Source organism: Chitinophaga solisilvae (assembly GCF_009928525.1).
GTDB classification, from domain to species: Bacteria; Bacteroidota; Bacteroidia; order Chitinophagales; family Chitinophagaceae; genus Chitinophaga; species Chitinophaga solisilvae.
On the sequence record NZ_JAABOK010000010.1, the window covers coordinates 67,246 to 84,827 of the forward strand.

The 17,582-nt window shown below is 48.4% G+C and carries 13 protein-coding genes; 7 read left to right on the forward strand and 6 right to left on the reverse strand.

The features are described from left to right. Positions 1–92: 92 nt before the first annotated feature. A complete protein-coding gene (locus GWG06_RS20545; protein ID WP_160715620.1) occupies positions 93–635 on the forward strand; it encodes a hypothetical protein in 543 nt (180 codons plus the stop codon). A gap of 118 nt (positions 636–753) precedes the next feature. Here GWG06_RS20545 and GWG06_RS20550 read toward each other — a convergent pair whose 3' ends face one another. Beyond that, positions 754–3,012 (reverse strand): Tex family protein, encoded by a 2,259-nt coding sequence (locus tag GWG06_RS20550; RefSeq protein ID WP_160715622.1) that lies wholly within the window; start codon positions 3,010–3,012, stop codon positions 754–756. A 226-nt stretch (positions 3,013–3,238) separates the two neighbouring features. Here GWG06_RS20550 and mazG point away from each other — a divergent pair, with 226 nt between their 5' ends. Further along, entirely contained in the window at positions 3,239–4,006 is a 768-nt protein-coding gene (gene mazG, locus GWG06_RS20555) for a nucleoside triphosphate pyrophosphohydrolase (protein ID WP_160715624.1), read from the forward strand. Beyond that, positions 4,003–7,809 carry a sensor histidine kinase gene (locus tag GWG06_RS20560; RefSeq protein WP_160715626.1) on the forward strand — a complete coding sequence of 1,269 codons (3,807 nt, stop codon included), beginning with the start codon at positions 4,003–4,005 and terminating at the stop codon, positions 7,807–7,809. Before mazG ends, GWG06_RS20560 begins: the two co-directional genes overlap by 4 nt. A gap of 202 nt (positions 7,810–8,011) precedes the next feature. Here GWG06_RS20560 and plsX read toward each other — a convergent pair whose 3' ends face one another. From plsX to GWG06_RS20575, 3 genes are read right to left on the reverse strand one after another with little or no spacing between them, the layout of a single operon-like run. Next, positions 8,012–8,956, reverse strand: a complete 945-nt coding sequence (plsX, locus tag GWG06_RS20565; protein ID WP_127043713.1) for a phosphate acyltransferase PlsX — start codon at positions 8,954–8,956, stop codon at positions 8,012–8,014. 48 nt (positions 8,957–9,004) lie between these two features. Next, complete coding sequence (gene rpmF / locus GWG06_RS20570) at positions 9,005–9,199, reverse strand: 50S ribosomal protein L32 (protein ID WP_106528459.1); 195 nt, start codon at positions 9,197–9,199, stop codon at positions 9,005–9,007. A gap of 12 nt (positions 9,200–9,211) precedes the next feature. Continuing rightward, positions 9,212–9,754, reverse strand: a complete 543-nt coding sequence (locus tag GWG06_RS20575; RefSeq protein ID WP_127043714.1) for a YceD family protein — start codon at positions 9,752–9,754, stop codon at positions 9,212–9,214. Positions 9,755–10,003: 249 nt separating this feature from the next. Here GWG06_RS20575 and GWG06_RS20580 point away from each other — a divergent pair, with 249 nt between their 5' ends. Beyond that, positions 10,004–12,424 (forward strand): PAS domain-containing hybrid sensor histidine kinase/response regulator, encoded by a 2,421-nt coding sequence (locus GWG06_RS20580; RefSeq protein WP_160715628.1) that lies wholly within the window; start codon positions 10,004–10,006, stop codon positions 12,422–12,424. Here the strand turns inward: GWG06_RS20580 and GWG06_RS20585 are convergent. Continuing rightward, positions 12,421–13,299, reverse strand: a complete 879-nt coding sequence (locus GWG06_RS20585) for a fructosamine kinase family protein (RefSeq protein WP_127043716.1) — start codon at positions 13,297–13,299, stop codon at positions 12,421–12,423. The two genes, GWG06_RS20580 and GWG06_RS20585, sit on opposite strands and share 4 nt — an antisense overlap. 14 nt (positions 13,300–13,313) lie before the next feature. Between GWG06_RS20585 and GWG06_RS20590 the strand changes: the two genes are divergently transcribed. Then, the gene (locus GWG06_RS20590; protein WP_160715630.1) at positions 13,314–14,399 is read left to right on the forward strand and encodes a DUF3810 domain-containing protein; all 1,086 of its coding nucleotides are present in this window, start codon (positions 13,314–13,316) and stop codon (positions 14,397–14,399) included. Here the strand turns inward: GWG06_RS20590 and GWG06_RS20595 are convergent. Continuing rightward, positions 14,396–15,343, reverse strand: coding sequence for an arginase (locus tag GWG06_RS20595; RefSeq protein ID WP_127043718.1), 948 nt, complete (start codon positions 15,341–15,343; stop codon positions 14,396–14,398). The two genes, GWG06_RS20590 and GWG06_RS20595, sit on opposite strands and share 4 nt — an antisense overlap. Positions 15,344–15,590: 247 nt before the next feature. Between GWG06_RS20595 and GWG06_RS20600 the strand changes: the two genes are divergently transcribed. Continuing rightward, positions 15,591–16,733 (forward strand): acyl-CoA dehydrogenase, encoded by a 1,143-nt coding sequence (locus GWG06_RS20600; RefSeq protein WP_160715632.1) that lies wholly within the window; start codon positions 15,591–15,593, stop codon positions 16,731–16,733. A 146-nt stretch (positions 16,734–16,879) separates the two neighbouring features. Continuing rightward, positions 16,880–17,569, forward strand: a complete 690-nt coding sequence (locus GWG06_RS20605) for a YggS family pyridoxal phosphate-dependent enzyme (RefSeq protein WP_160715634.1) — start codon at positions 16,880–16,882, stop codon at positions 17,567–17,569. The last annotated feature ends 13 nt before the right edge of the window (positions 17,570–17,582 follow it).

Below are 17,582 nucleotides of genomic sequence, written 5' to 3' on the forward strand. Positions count from 1 at the left end.
ATTTGATTTGTTAACCCACTAAAGGAAATAAAAACATGCTTAACGCTGTTCAGCAGGCTAGTGGTACCTGTCAGCGCAGGAAACCCTTTTCTATGAAAACAAAAAATTTAACCATGACCGTGAAGTGGCTGCCTGTCACCTCTTTCCTCATCGGCTTTTACAGCATGGCCTGTAATGGCCCGGCTCAGGAAGTAAGAGCTATTGTGCTGGCAGATGAGGTACGCCTGCCTCCAACAGACACCATGATTGCCGGCGGAGATACCATCCATACGGACCTGGTAGCCTCCTGGAACGCATTTACGGCCTTCGATGGCCGCTATGCCATGGAGGCAAATCTCCTCGACGCAGAGCCGCTGAAATCACGCTTTAACAGCCTGCTGGGAAAAGCCAGACGCACTTTCATGGAAAGATTCGATGTAACACCCCCCATCGAAGTAGAAAACCAGATCCTCTTCAACGAAGGGTACATGCCCGGAAAATCAGGCTTCGACGAAGCCGCCATCGCCATAGATATGGACCGGGACATCCTCTACATCGGCTGCACCATCAACGGTAACCTCATGCTCTTCAGCGAAAAGGGAGATACGGACTACCCGGAGAAATTCCTGCTGTGGATGCAGAAATTCGATAAGTGATTTTGGAATTTTGAGATGTTGGAATTTTGAGATTTAAAAAAAATGCAGCGGAAATCATTATAGATCTCCGCTGCATTTTTTTTAAATCTCAAAATTCCAAAATTCCAAAATCCGAAAATTATTTATCGAATTTATTCTTTAATGCTGCCAGCTTCGCCTGGAAATCATTCATAGGCGCTTCTTTGGCAGGTTTATCTTTTTTGTCTTTGCGCGGGCCGGATGACTGCTGCTGACCACCGCCGCCGCCTTTCGGAGCATGCTCTTTCATGGACAGTGATATACGCTTGCGCGCCGCATCTACTTCCAGTACCGTTACCTGTACCTTCTGGTTCAGCTTCACCGCTTCATTCGGATTGCTGATGAATTTGTTGGACATATGAGAGATATGCACCAGGCCGTCCTGTTTTACGCCTATATCCACAAAGGCGCCGAATGCGGTGATGTTGGTAACTACGCCAGGAAGTACCATGCCGGGTTTCACGTCTTCTATCTTGTGAATGCCTTCTGCATATTCAAAGATGGAGATCTCATCGCGCGGATCGCGGCTCGGCTTCGCCAGCTCCTTCAGGATGTCTTCAATGGTCAGCAGACCGGCATCTTCGCGGGTAAACTCTTTCGCGTTGATTTTCTTACGCAGGTCTTCCTGGCCCATCAGCTCCTGAATAGAACAGTTTTGTTTGCCGGCAATTTCTTCCACAATGGCGTAACGCTCCGGATGCACGGCAGAATTGTCCAGCGGATTGTCGCCGTTTTCTATGCGGAGGAAGCCTGCGCACTGCTCAAATGCTTTTTCACCCAGACGATGTACTTTCTTCAGCTGCATACGGTTGCTGAAAGCACCGTTTTCCTTGCGGTATTTTACTATATTTTCCGCCAGGGCAGGGCCTAAGCCGGAGATATATGCCAGCAGGTGCTTGGAGGCTGTATTGAGGTTCACCCCCACGTTGTTCACGCAGCTTACCACTACGCGGTCCAGGCTCTGCTTCAGGGACGACTGGTTTACATCGTGCTGGTACTGCCCTACACCGATGGATTTAGGATCTATCTTCACCAGCTCGGCCAGCGGATCTATCAGCCTGCGGCCGATGGATACGGCGCCGCGCACGGTCACATCCTGGTCAGGGAACTCTTCACGCGCTACTTCTGATGCGGAATATACGGAAGCGCCGCTTTCGTTCACCATGAATACGTTGATCTTTTTGCCGAAGTCAATTTTCTTCACAAATTCTTCTGTCTCACGGCCTGCCGTACCGTTACCCACGGCAATGGCAGCAGTATCGTAGCGGTCTGCCCACTTCTTCAGCAAGGCTTCTGCATCATCTCTCTTATAATTTTTTTCCAGCGGGAAAATAACATCATTATCCAGCATGTTGCCCTGGTTATCCAGTGCTACTATTTTACAACCTGTTCTGTAACCCGGATCTATCGCAATCACTGCTTTAGGCCCCAGCGGAGCCGCCAGCAGCAGCTGACGCAGATTTTCTGCAAATACATCGATCGCTTCTGTATCAGCTTTATCCTTCGCTACCGCCCTGAATTCATTTTCGAGGGACGGACGCAGCAGGCGCTTGTAGGAGTCTGCTGCCGCTTTTCCTACCTGTTCTGCCGCAGCGCCTCTGCCGGTGACGAACTGTTTGCTGATTACCTCCATGGCATCTTCTTCCAGCGGTGCAATGGTGCTGAACAGAATACCTTCGGTTTCTGCCCGCAGAATCGCCAGCACGCGGTGTGAGGGTACTTCGCGCAGGTCTTCTGAAAAATCAAAGTAATCCTTGTATTTATTGCCTTCTTCTTCTTTTCCTTCTGCTACTTTGGATGTCATTTTACCGGTGTTGGTAAACAGCTTGCGCAGTTTATCACGGCACTCGGCATTTTCATTGATCCATTCCGCAATGATATCGCGCGCGCCTTTCAGGGCTTCCTCTGAAGAGGCTACCTGCTCATTGAGGAATGTTTCAGCAGCGGAAATATCCCCGTCCTGCGCATCAAACAGCAGCCTGGCAAGCGGTTCCAGCCCTTTCTCGATAGCCACGGTAGCACGGGTTTTGCGCTTGGGCTTGTAAGGCAGATACATGTCTTCCAGCTCAGCCAGCACCCACGTAGCTTCCAGCTTTTCCAGCAGCTCAGGCGTCATTTTTTCCTGCTCCGTAATGGTTTTGATGATAAACTCTCGACGTTCATCCACCTCCTTGTAACGCTTCTGCAGGTCTTCAATACGACCAATCTGTACTTCATCCAGACTACCCGTCACCTCTTTACGGTAACGGCTGATAAAAGGTACCGTTGATCCTTCAGACAACAGGTTCATGGTATTCTCTGCCTGCCTGGCGGAAATACCTAATTCCGATGAAATAAGCGTAATGTGTTTCGGATTCATATCAATACATTTTGGGATTTTTCACCCGGATGGCTGAAAAGCCTGTCATTAATCAGCCTGCAGCTATCCGGATCATTAAATCGCTACTTTTTTACAGCTCGCAAATGTAATTAAAAAGCCATTTAAATAAGGGGTAATTTTTTTGGCAGAAAGGTTCCCCCGATGCAGGCGGATGAAGATGCGGAACATTGCGCAAATTGACAAAATCTCTCGTATTTTTACGGCTATGGAAAATACAGCTACTTTCGACAGATTACTGAAGATAATGGACGATTTGAGGGAAAAATGCCCCTGGGACCGCAAGCAGTCCATCCAAACACTGCGGCAGCTGACCATCGAGGAAACCTACGAACTGGCAGACGCCATTACGGAGGAAGACTGGAAATCCATCAGGGAAGAACTGGGTGATATACTGCTGCACATCGTTTTCTATGCGAAAATAGGATCTGAACAACAGCAGTTTGATATCAATGATGTCATCAACGGCGTATGCGATAAACTCATCGCCCGCCATCCGCATATCTACAGCGATGTTATTGCGGAAGATGAGGAAACCGTGAAACTCAACTGGGAAAAACTGAAACTGAAAGAAGGCAAAAAATCAGTACTCAGCGGCGTCCCCGTTTCCCTGCCCGCCCTCGTAAAAGCCATGCGCCTGCAGGAAAAAGCTAAACAAACCGGTTTTGAATGGGATAACACGGAACAGGTGTGGGATAAAGTACAGGAAGAAATGAAAGAACTGCAGGAAGCCACCCATACCGCTAGCCAGGATGAAATAGAAGCGGAATTCGGAGATGTCATGTTCTCCCTGGTAAACTATTCCCGCTTCCTCAATATAGATGCGGAAAATGCACTGGAACGCACCAACAAAAAATTCCAGCGCCGCTTCCAGCAAATGGAAGCACTCGCCCTCGAAGAAGGCCGCCGCCTCAATGACATGAGCTTAACGGAAATGGATATACTCTGGAATAAAGTAAAGGAAACTGAACATTGATTGATATCAAAGAAATACGGCTCTTCTTTCTGCGTCACGGGTATTTACTGATCATTGCGGCATGGCTCTTCACCTTCGCCTTCCTGTTCAGTAACTACTGGTCGTACTACTCTTCCCCCCAGGGCGTGAAACGCAGCCTGGAGAAAAGCCTTCATCAACGCGAACAGTCTTTCAGCAAGCTCGTGAAAGATACGGCTGCCCTCTACAGCCTCTTTCAGCGCAGCTATTCGGAACAGACACTGAAACGCCTCATTAAACGCGACTACTTCGTATTTGCCTACGACTCCGGCAGCGCCGGCACCTGGCTGACCTTCTGGAGCACCAGCCAGGTACAGCCGGATGAACTGGACAATACCCTGCAGGAAGGCGCTAAATTCATGAAGCTGAAAAACGGCTACTATGAAGTAATCACCCGCAAGGTGAAACCCTCCGCAGGCCATCAGCGCTTTGTGGTGGCAGCCCTGCCGGTGCATATGGAATATGCCATCAACAACAGCTTCCTCATTAATCACTTTTTTGATAAAAAAGAACTCGGACAGGAATACTCCGTTCACATGGATCTGCCGGCACTCATCATGCCGGATCATACCATCCTGCCGGTAAAAAACGGGGAAGACAAAACCCTCTTTTATCTTGATTATAACCGCAGCATTCACGCGCATATCCCCAACACCCTCAGCGTTGTACTGCGGGTACTGGGATGTATCTGCGTACTGATATTCTTCAACCTCTTTGCCACCCTGCTGGCTAAAACCACGAATCCGCTGTACGGCTTCCTGTTCCTGTTCCTGGTGGTGGCAGGGCTGCGTGTGCTCAGCTACGTATACCCGTTCCCGTTCAACCTGCGCGCGCTGAATATCTTTGACCCGGCCATCTATGCCAGGGATGAAATATTCTACTCGCTTGGCGACCTGCTGCTCAACGTGCTCCTCGCTTTCTGGATGATCCTGTTTTTCCGGGAACACGTGAAAACCATCAACCTGCCCGTTCTCCGTAAAAACTGGCTGCAGAGCATCGTTATTATCTTCGCCAGCCTGTTGCTATACATGGTGGAACAGTTTCTCGCTGATCTCATCCAGAGCCTCGTAATAGACTCTAAAATATCCTTCGATGTAACCAACCCTTTCAGTCTCACCGAATACAGCGTGATCGGCTTTGTAGTGCTTGGTTTCATCTCATTCAGCTTCCTCTTCTTCTCCCAGATCATCAACTACCTGCTCAACGAACTGACTAACTTCCAGTACAGAACCAAATACATCTGGCTCGCAGCGGTAGGCATCATCTGGCTGCTGTTCCGGATCCATAACCCGGACCTGCCTTTCTCCATCACCATGGTAATCTGGCTGCTGCTCTATATCGTGCTGCTGGACTTCCTGGCAGACCGCTTCGAGAGCAGCGTGGCCACCGTCCCGTTCCTCTTCTGGCTGTTCCTGCTCACCATCACCACTTCCGGCGCACTGGTGTATTACAACGATCAGAAGGAATTGTCCGCCAGGGAAAAACTGGCCGCAGACCTGTCCAAACAAAAGGACCCATACCTCGAAATGCTGCTGAATGATATCGGGAGAAAAATAGAACATGATGAATACATGCAGTACTTCTTCCTGGACAAAGGCAGCAAGCAATCCAGGGCGAAAATGGAGGAAGTGCTCATGCAGAACTACTTCCAGGGATACCTGAGCCGCTTCGACGTGCAGTTCTATCCGTTCGATGAAAACGGTAAACCTATCTACGCCGATGATACCACGAGCCTGATATCTTTTAACCGCCGCATGTTCTTCGACTCGGAAGCCTCCCCCACAGATGTAAGCGGCAACGATCTTTATTACTATGAACGGAGCTTCAACGATTACAGCTATATCGGCAAAAAGGAATTTCATAACCCGGCGGACCACAGCGGTACCGGCTGGCTGGTATATGAACTGAAACCAAAAACATTCAGCACCGAACGGCTCTATCCTGAACTGCTGGTGGAAGGAGATCTGTACGACCGTAGCCGCGAAATATCTGCCAACTACTCGTATGCCATCTATGATAAAGGCATGCTGGTAAGCCACTACAGCGATTATCCGTTCCCGATAAGAATTTATCAGCATGATATTCCGCAGGGAGAAGTAACGGTAAGAAATATAGACGGCTTATCACAGATGATCTACCGCGCCTCGGCAGACAAAGTAGTTTTTGTCGTGAAACACAGCCGCACTTTTGTGGAGTTCATCACGCTCTTCGCGTATATGTTCTGTCTCTTCCTGCTGATTATAGTCGTATATAAACTGTTTGACCTGCTGATCAAAGCGCGCATGCGCCTGAGCAACCTGCGTTCGCTGATTAATATCAGCATCCGCAGGAAAGTGCATGGCACCATCATCTTTGTGGTCGTATTTTCCTTTGTCATCCTGGGTATCACTACCATCACCTTCTTCTACTGGCGCTCGGAAGCCCAGAACAGGGAAAGGCTGAGCAAGACAATGGGGGAGGTGGCCAACGATGTGGAGAAGATATTTCTGATGCAGCGGGAGATGGATGAAATTGAAAACATGTACGATCCCATGTTCAAGGAGAAGCTCTCCGGCGCCCTGGGAGATATTGCCAATGAACGTGGCCTGGATATCAACGTATATGACGGCGACGGTAACCTGCAGCTTACCACGCAGCCCCTCATGACGGAGAAAGGACTTACCTCCGGCAAAATGGATCCGCAGGCCTACTACGCCCTTTACCGGGAACAGCATATTCAGTTCATACAAACTGAACGGATAGGGAAGATGCCTTTCCTGTCAGGCTATATGCCACTCCGCAACCGCACCGGCGAAGTGATGGCCTATCTCAACGTTCCCTACTTTGCTACGCAGACAGAGCTGAACCAGCAGATCTCCAACTTCCTGCTGGCCCTCATCAACTTCAACGCTTTCATCTTCCTCATAGCAGGGATGGTAGCGTTGCTGATTACCAATTCCATCACCCGTTCCTTCTCCCTTGTGACAGAAAAGCTGCGCCATGTGAACCTCGGACAGCGCAACGATGAAATTGAGTGGGATAAGGATGATGAAATCGGGGCGCTGGTGAAAGAATACAATAAAATGGTGCGCAAGCTGGAAGTAAGTGCTGCCCGTCTGGCCAAAAGCGAGCGTGAAGGGGCGTGGCGTGAAATGGCCCGTCAGGTGGCCCATGAAATCAAGAATCCGCTGACGCCGATGAAGCTCAGCATACAATACCTGCAGCGCGCCATTGCCGGCGACTCCCCGAATGTAAAGGAGCTATCCCGTAATGTTGCCGGCACTCTGGTAGAACAGATAGAGCATTTATCCAATATAGCATCAGACTTCTCCGCCTTTGCCCGCATCGGTGAGCCGAACAACGAGGTCGTATTGCTGAATGAACTGGTGCACTCGCTGGTAGGCCTCTATCAGGGCCATGAAAACGTGATCCTCTCCTACGTGGACCCGGTACGCCGTTATTTTGTGTATGCCGACAAAACCCAGATGAACCGTCTCTTTACCAACCTGTTGCTCAACGCCATACAGGCTATCCCGGAAGGGAAGGAGGGACGTATCTCCGTACAGATGCAGGCTACCACCGACAACTACGTTATCATCAGCGTAGCCGATAATGGCAGTGGTATCTCCCCGGAAGTACAATCCAGGATTTTCGTACCCAACTTCACCACCAAATCCTCCGGTACGGGCCTGGGCCTCGCCATGTGTAAAAACATCGCCGAACAGACCCGTGGAGAAATCTGGTTCGAAACCAAACTCAATGAAGGAACGACGTTTTATGTGAAGCTGCCGATTTATATGGAATAATTACGAATTACGAATTGCGAATTACGAATGTAGAAGCGAAGAGCTAAACGTAGATTAAAGGTGATAACTATTGTATATCACCTTTAATCTACGTTTAGCTCTTCGCTTCTACATTCGTAATTCGCAATTCGTAATTCGTAATTAAAATAAAAGAAAGCTTTGTAAAAGCATAAAAAAAGCCGCTCTTCAAGAGCGGCTTTTTTTATGCTTTTACAAAGCTTTCTTTTATTTTCTCAAGTAGTTTACTGTCGATCATTTGTTTCGCCAGCACGATCATATTTTTAAAGGCTGTTCCCTTGGATATTCCATGTCCGATGATAACCGGTTTGGAAACGCCGAGTACGGGAGTACCGCCATATGATTCGAAATCGAATTTCTGCATATAATCATCCTTGATATTGCGTCTGAGGGCGATATCGTGGAATGATTCTGCCATTTTCAGGATTACGTTGCCGGTGAAGCCTTCACAAACGATAACATCGGCTTTTTCGCTGAAGATGTCTCTTCCTTCGATGTTGCCAATGAAATTGATTTGTTTGTTTTCTTTCAGCAGCGGATAGGTCGCCTGAGCAAGCAGATTGCCTTTACCTTCTTCTTCGCCGATATTGAGCAAGCCTACTTTCGGATCGTCGATCTTTAAGATATGCTTGGAATAAAGGGAGCCGAGGATGGCAAATTGCGACAGGTTTTCAGGTTTACAGTCAGCGTTGATACCAACATCCAGTAGCAGTCCGTACGTACCGTTTTCACGGGGAACGAGAGTAGAAATAGTTGGGCGTTGCACTCCCTCAATGGCCTTAATGGAATAATAGGTGCCTACCATCATGGCGCCGGTGTTACCTGCACTGATGAAAGCATCTATTTTTTCATTTTTCAGTAAATAAAAGCCGGTAGAGATGGAAGATTCCGGCTTTTCTTTCAGTGCCTTGGTAGGATGTTCATTCATCCCGATTACCTGGGATGAATGAACAACTGAATATTTTGATTGGTCCAGCTGAGCATCTGCAAGTAAAGGGGCCAACTGTTGTTCGTCCCCTATCAGTACCAGATGCGCATCAGATGCAACGGTATCAAAAAATAATTTTACTCCTTTTACTGCTTCTGCGGGGGCAAAGTCGCCGCCCATCATATCAAGCCCGATTCTCATGTAACTCAAGTTTGTTCTTGTTAGCTCGGGTAAAATTAGTAAAATAAATTATTTGGCGCTACTCTGTTTTTCCAATACTACTTTTCCTTTGTAGTACAGTTTGTTTTCTACCCAATGAGCACGATGTCTCAGGTGCACTTCTCCGGTTGCGCTGTCTGTGCTTAATGTATCCGCTACCGCCTTATAATGCGTTCTTCTCTTTGCTGATCTTTGCTGAGAATGTCTGCGTTTAGGATTTGGCATTTTATTTAATTTTTAATTGTCCTTAAATTTATCCAATCCTTTCCAGATTGGGTTATCGTTTTCTTTTGCCTGCCGGTTCATTTGTTCCAGCATTTCAATCACCTTTGGATTACATCCGCTCTTGCCATCGGCAGTGTCCGGATGAATGTGCTGCATCGGAATGCTCAGCTGAATGAATTCATATATCCAGTCTGCTACGTTCAGGTGGCTTTCTGTTTTAGAGATATATGCTACATCCGGATCTTCCTCGTCGCGTGCCAGTTCTTCCGGATTGTCCACTAACTTGACAATCGGGTTGAACTCATCCCACAACTGCATCTCGAAGGGCTCTCCGCAACGGTCGCAGGTAACGGTTACCGTACCTCCGATCTCAAATTTCAGCAGAAAGAAGTTACTCTTTTTGTCCAGGCTCAGGTTTACCGTCGCCTTACAGTTGCTGAAATCCTTCGGCTCTTCGTAGTTTTCAAAGAAACTATCTCCGATCTCATACTGAAATGAATGCACCCCTGGTTTTAATCCAACAAAGGCTATATCAAATTCGCGGAGTGGTTTCATATCAATGTCCTCACTTTTAGAGGGATGCAAAGGTAATTAAATATTTGCAATTGCAAAAATTTCCTAAATTTGTTCACTATCGATATTCAAATTATATATATTTATATAATAAAATATCATCCGTATTGCTGTTGTTCCGGCAACAGGCGTGAATCGCAAAGGTAGTTCATTTTACCCTTATCTCATACCTGTTTTTTGCCATGCAACTGAAAATTGAAAACCTGTGTCCCCTGGCCATCAAAATAACGAATGACATCCATAGGAAAGAATGCTAGGAAAGCCCTGTCTCCTGCTGTAAACGGCAAGCTCCCCAAAAGCAGGCCGGATATACTCTCATTGCCTATCACTGCCTGGCTGAACAATACCAGCGCCGGCGTACTGGTTATGGATGAAAAATACCGCTGCCGCTGGGTAAATGAAGTATTTCTCCGGAATCTGGCCCTCCCGTTCCCCATAGGCATGTCTTTCCGGGATATTATCAGCTATTTCAAACCACTGGTAACAGAGCCGGAAGCTTTTGAAGCTACCCTGAAAAAACTCCGGAAGGAAAAAAAGCCCCGTTTCGGCTGGGAAGTGGCCTTCAACGGAGGCAGCATCCGCGAGGTGACCTATCAGCCCGTATTTGCCGGAAATGAGTTCACAGGCAGCATCTGGCATATGGTGGATATTACCCGCCGTTACAATGTGCAGGAGGAAATCAAAAGAAACGAAGAAAAATTCCGCGTCATCCTCAATAACCTGAACGCGGCCATGTGCGAAACCGATACCAAAGGCAATATCACCTGTGTGTATGAGAGCTTCTGCCGCCTCTCCGGCTACGCGGAAGAAGAGCTGCTGGGCAGGAATATCACGGAAGTATTTGTGCCGGAAGAAAACCGCAAATATGCCCATGCACTGCGTAAACACCGCATGGAAGATAATGTGCCCCTCGTGTACGATATGGAAATCATGCTGAAAGACGGTACCCGGAGATGGGTGCTCGCCAGCTCGGCCAACGTATTCGACCGCAACGGCAAAATCATTGGCGGCGCCGGTATTCATATGGACATTACCGGGCAGAAACGCCTGCAGCAGGAGCTGGAAGAGGCCCGCCGCCTGGCAGAGGAAGCCCGCCACGCCCAAAAGGATTTCCTCGCCAGCATGAGCCACGAAATCCGGACGCCCCTCAATGCCATCATCGGTATGGCACACCTGCTGGAAGAAACCCAGCTGGACCAGCAGCAGCGGGAGTATGTCAATATCCTCAAACACTCATCCGGCATCCTGCTGGGCATCGTCAGCGATATCCTCGATATTTCCCGCATCGAAGCAGGAGAACTGCAGGTCAACCAGCGGGAGTTTAACCTGCGGGAACTGATCCAGTCCCTGCGGCAGACCTTTGAACTGAAACTGGGCCGCCGCCCGGTGAAAATCACGGCTGAACTGGATGCTAACCTGAACACCTGGCTTATCGGCGACGACCGGCTGCTAAACCAAATACTGCTGAATTTGTTAGGTAATGCGGAAAAGTTCACGAAAGAAGGGGAGATAGCCATCCGCGCAACTCAGGAAAGCTGGCTGGACAATAAAGTCTGGATCAGCTTCCGTATCTGCGATACCGGCATCGGTATAAAAAAAGATAAACTGGAACTCATTTTCCATAACTATAAACAGGCAGAGGGCGATATCCGTGAAAACTATGGTGGCAGCGGCCTGGGACTGGCCATCGTCAAACAGCTCGTAGAACTCCTGGGGGGTACTGTAGCAGTGGATGACTGCCCCGGATTTACGACCTGCTTCACCCTCCAGCTGCCATTCATGGACAGCCGGAAGCCATTGTCTGCCACCGGAAGTAAACCTTCCCGCAAATTAAAACAACGTACTTTTGATGAAGCCAGGGTACTCGTAGTGGAAGATAATCCGATGAATCTCCGCTATATGATGAGCCTGCTGGAAAAGTACCGGATTGACTATCAGCTCGCTACCAACGGCCCTGACGCCAACTGGTTCCTCAATGCCCGCCAATACGATCTTATCCTGATGGATATCCGTATTCCCGGCATGAACGGACTGGAACTGGCACAAAAAATAAGAGCAGACGAAAACCAGCCCAACGCGGCAACGCCTATCATTGCTACCACCGCCGTAGCCATGGAAAGCACCGCTGCCACCGTCAGGGCTGCCGGCATTACCGACATTCTGATTAAACCATATACGCCCGATCAGCTTTTACAAATCTTTAATAAATATCTCAACGAAGAAGAAACAGAACTAATAATGGAAGAAGTGCAGAATATCAGTGGATTTGAGTTTCATGAAGAGTTGGATGTAAAATACCTTACAGCGCTCTACGAGAATAATATCTCCTATGCGGCGGACCTGTTTGAAATTTTTATCAAAACAATCAAAGACGAACTGGAAAAATTAAGGGTAATGGTGGAAGAGGAAGACTGGGAAAAGGTGAAATTCCAGGTGCATAAACTCAAGCCCAACTTCGCCATGGTTGGTCTTACCTGGATCACCAGTAAAATGCAGCGCCTGGAAAACGACCTGCGCACCGGTGATCCCGGCCAGTGGGAGGGCGCTTCGGCCCTCTTCGATGAAATAAAGGAAGATGTAAGTAAATTTTATCCGATAGTAGACGATGAATATAAAAAGATGCGGGAATTTGTAGATGCCGGCAATCACTAATAAGACTGCAATATCTCTTTCACATTGTTATAATAATTTCCTCCGAACAATACCAGGTGCACCAGCAGCGGATATAACTGACAGACGCCTATACGCTGCTGCCAGCCCGGTAACAGCGGCCAGGCGGCCTGGTAGGCATAGTAAAACTTAGTGTCGAAACCGCCGAAAAGCCTGGTCATCGCCAGGTCCATCTCCCGGTTACCATAATAAACTGCAGGATCAAACACACAGGCCCTTCCCTGCGCACCTACCATAAAATTGCCCGACCACAGATCGCCATGCAGCAATGCCGGCGCCTCCTGGGGAAATATCTGCGGTAACAGCCTGCATAAACGCTCTACCTGCTGCACCATATCCTTGTCTATAATATGCTGGTCGTAAGCCATCCTGGCCAGCGGCATCAGCCTGTTGAAAGCATAGAAAACAGACCAGCTGCTGTAAGGCGTATTAAACTGGCGGATGCTGCCCAGGTAATTGGCCGCCGGAAAACCAAAATGCGGCTGCGTTTTACGATGCTGCCGCGCCAGCCCGGTAGCAAAATCCTCCCAGAAATCATGTACGGCGCTGCCTTTAATGACCAGCTCTGTTATCAGGTAAGACTTTCCGCTCACGATGCCGTGCGCCAGCGGCTGCGGCACATGCAGCGCCTGCGCGCCACGCAGGGTTTCCAGCCCGGCAAATTCCCTGGCAAACATATCCGGATACTTTTTCGCATCATTCATCTTCAGAAAAAAATATCCTTCGTTGGTGGCTATACGGAATGTTTCGTTAATATCTCCGCCATGCACACTTTTTGCCTCATTAATATGTATTTTCACTTTTAGTTGTTCCGAAAGTGCCGCGCTCAGTTGTTTTTGTAAAATTTCATCTATCATGTTTTGCCGCTTATATGGAAATAAAGGACAGAATTAAAAGGAAGATTATCCGTATTGTACTAACACTTACGGCTATACTGTTGTTAAAAGGATTATTCACATGGAGTCACCGCTTTAGCGATTTCTACTTCCACAGGTGGTATGATTGGGTGAGTGGAACGTTCCGTCAGGTAACAGGTATAGTGCCATTCAGTGTTGGCGACGTAATATATACTGCCTGGATTGTAACAGGTATATTTTTTCTGTTAAAACTATGTTATAAACTGATCCGCCTGCTGTGGGCAGAAGCAGGATTACTGTTTCTCAGAGGCATTCACACCCTGCTGAAGCTGTATCTCGCCTTCCTCATACTCTGGGGATTAAATTATGACCGCAATACCCTTTTGCGCGATACCGGTATTGTTACCGGTAAATACGATACGCAGCAGCTTTATCAGCTTTCCGATACCCTGCTGCGGCTGGTAAACAGAGAGAAGGCCAACCTCGGCGATACCCTGCATGCTGCCGCTGTCAATATCTCCGGTCCGGCTGTTTTTAAAATGTCGCTCCGTGCCTATGATTCCGCCGCCGTAAAGTGGCCGGCCCTCCGCTACCGCCATCCCAGCGTGAAGCCCGCCCTGTTCGGCGAATGGCTCAACTACCCCGGCGTTACGGGCTACCTGAACCCCTTTACGGCAGAGGCCCAGGTAAATACGACGGTGCCAGCTGTGGTACAGCCTTTCGTGACATGTCACGAAATAGCCCACCAGATTGGCTATGCGCCGGAGGAAGATGCCAATTTCGTAGGATACCTCGCCGCTACCAGCATTCCCGATAGCCGTTTCCGTTATGCGGCCAATTTCGATATGCTGCTGTACAGCGTACGGCAGCTGGGCCGCCGCGATACCACCCTCGCAAAGGAAATCTGGCACAGAACCGTGCCCGGTGTGAAAGCGGATTACGAGGTAATCATGAACTTCTACGAAAAGTATACAGGCAAAATAGAGGATTATTCCACTGTTCTGTACGATCAGTACCTCAAAGCCAATAAGCAGGATAAAGGCATCCGCAGCTACAGCGAAGTAACCGGCTGGCTGATCGCCTACTTTCAGATACGCTAGTTCATCATCAGCACGTTCACGCTGCGCTGCAGTATGTTGAAGGCTATCTCCGCCATCAGGTTCTCGCGGTCCAGTGTAGGATTCACTTCCGTGATTTCAAAACAGCAGATCTTACGGTGCTGCATGAACTTGGCGATCAGATCTTCCGCCTCGCGCTCCCGAAGGCCGTTGCTGACCGGTGTGCCGGTGCCTCTGGAGATAGAGGCATCCAGGCTGTCCACATCAAAGGAAACATAAATATAGTCGCAGTCACTGAGATAACGGAAAACGGAACGGGAAATGTTCTCCGGTCCCTTGCGCCGTACTTCATTGGTGGTAATTACCTTCATACCATATTGCTTGATCAGGTAATCTTCTTCCTTTTCATAATCTCTCAGGGAGATGAACACAATATCTTCCGGTAATACCTTCGGAGAAATTTTTCCGATATTTTTCAGGGCATTCCAAAGGCCAGCGGTATTTTCATCCAGGTCATGCACCTTACAGTCCAGATTGTCTTCCGCAATGGCTGTTGCCAGCGGCATACCATGCATATTGCCGGAAGGGGTGGTGTAAGGGGTATGCAGGTCGGCATGGGCATCTATCCATATAACTCCCAGTTTGGCTTTGGGATGCGCCATTTTCAGCCCGGCGATAGTGGCGCCGGCAGTGCTGTGGTCGCCGGACAGCAGTACCGGAAACCAGTTGGCTTTAACCGTTTCACATACGCTTTTACTGATGCGCTCATACATATTCACGGTGCCTTTGATCCGCTTGGCGTAAGGCGATTCAATCGGTTCAAACAGCAGCTTGTTCTCCGTCTCAATTGCTTCGGTGGGGAAGTGCACAAAAAAGTTGCTCATAAAGTCCAGCGCTGCAATCTTGATGGCGTCTACACCCAGACTTGCACCCCTGGTACCGGCTCCTATTTCTGATTTAACTTCAATTATCTTAATATTCTTCATAAAGTTCTCATTACAGGCAAGCTACAGGATTTTATGAGAACGCCCAAAAGCGTCGTGCCCGGAAAACAGTAAAAAGTGCGGGGAAACACATAAACCAAATCGAATACAGTAGCCTAATTGTAACATTTTATTCAATAATTTCCCGGTAATGGTTGACAACGTTGAATTTTAGGACAGTCATTTTTTTACGTCCCTATTTATAAATAATTTGGGTTTACAACTTAAAACACAAAAAACAACTTTAACCATGGATTTTCAACTTACGGAAGAGCATCTGATGATTCAGAAGGCAGCGCGGGATTTTGCTGTAACAGAATTATTGCCAGGAGTGATTGAACGCGACGAACACCAGAAGTTTCCTGCGGAACAGATCAAGAAACTGGGAGAACTGGGTTTCCTGGGAATGATGGTAAGCCCTGAATACGGTGGCGCCGGCCTGGACACTATTTCGTATGTACTGGCCATGGAAGAAATATCCAAGGTAGATGCTTCTGCCTCCGTGGTGATGAGCGTGAATAACTCCCTGGTTTGCTGGGGGCTCGAAACCTTTGGTACGGAAGAACAGAAAAGAAAATACCTGGTGCCGCTGGCAAAAGGAGAGATCATCGGCGCCTTCCTGCTCAGCGAGCCGGAAGCCGGATCCGACGCCACCTCCCAGCGCACTACTGCTGAAGATAAAGGCGATCATTACCTTGTAAACGGTACCAAAAACTGGATCACCAACGGTAATTCCGCCAGCGTATACCTCGTGATCTGCCAGACGCACCCGGAAAAAGGCAGCAAAGGCATCAACGCCCTGATTATAGAGAAAAACAGCCCCGGCGTTACCGTGGGCGCCAAAGAAAATAAACTCGGCATCCGCGGCAGCGATACCCACAGTATCATGTTCCAGGATGTGAAAGTGCCTATGGAAAACAGGATCGGCGAAGATGGCTTCGGCTTTAAATTCGCTATGAAAACACTGGCCGGCGGCCGTATCGGCATCGCGTCCCAGGCACTGGGTATTGCCAGCGGCGCCTATGAACTGGCACTCAAATACTCTAAGGAAAGAAAAGCTTTCGGTAAGGAAATCTGCCAGCACCAGGCCATCCAGTTCAAACTGGCAGACATGGCCACCCGCATCGAAGCCTCCCGCCTCCTCTGCCTCAAGGCAGCCTGGGAAAAAGACAACCATCTCGACTACACCCTCAGCGGCTCTATGGCGAAAGTATTCTCTTCCGAAACCGCCATGTGGGTAACCACCGAAGCCGTACAGGTACACGGCGGCTACGGCTTCGTAAAGGAATACCACGTAGAACGCCTCATGCGCGACGCTAAAATTACCCAGATATACGAAGGCACGAGTGAAGTACAGCGGATAGTTATTAGCAGATCGATATTAGGGAAATAATTACGAATTACGAATTGCGAATTACGAATGAGGAGCGAAGACATAAGCGAAAAAGCAAATTTCTTTATCCGCTTATGTCTTCGCTCCTCATTCGTAATTCGCAATTCGTAATTCGTAATTAATAATTCGTAATTATCTTTGCCCCTATGGCTATCAACATCACCGCCCACAAAGCGGTCCTGTCGCAGTTGGCGCCTTATAATGCCAGACTGGTGGCGGTTTCTAAAACCAAACCGGTTGAAGATATAAAGGCGTTCTATGAAGCAGGACAAAGAATATTTGGCGAAAATTACGTACAGGAATTAGTAGAAAAACAGGCTCAGTTGCCTGCTGATATTGAATGGCATTTTATTGGCCACCTCCAGTCCAATAAGGTGAAGTACATGGCTCCCTTTGTACATACCATTCATGCGGTAGACACCCTGAAGCTACTGCAGGAAATCAGCAAACAGGCCGCTAAACATCAGCGGACCATCCATTGTCTGCTGCAGGTACATATTGCGGCAGAAGAAACCAAATTCGGTATGAACCGGCAGGAGTTACAGCAATTGCTGGAATATTGGGCTGCCAACGCCCCGCAGTTTTCACATGTACGCATTGCCGGCATGATGGGAATGGCCACCAACACCACCAATGAAACTCAGATCCGTGAAGAGTTCCACCAGCTCCACCAATTATTCGGGTCTGTAAAATCAACATTTTTTAACAACCACGATTATTTCAGGGAACTATCCATCGGCATGAGCGCTGACTACACCATCGCACTGGAGGAGGGAAGTACTATGGTACGTATAGGCAGCCTGCTGTTCGGAGAAAGGAACTATAACGGTAAATAGTATACGAAAATAC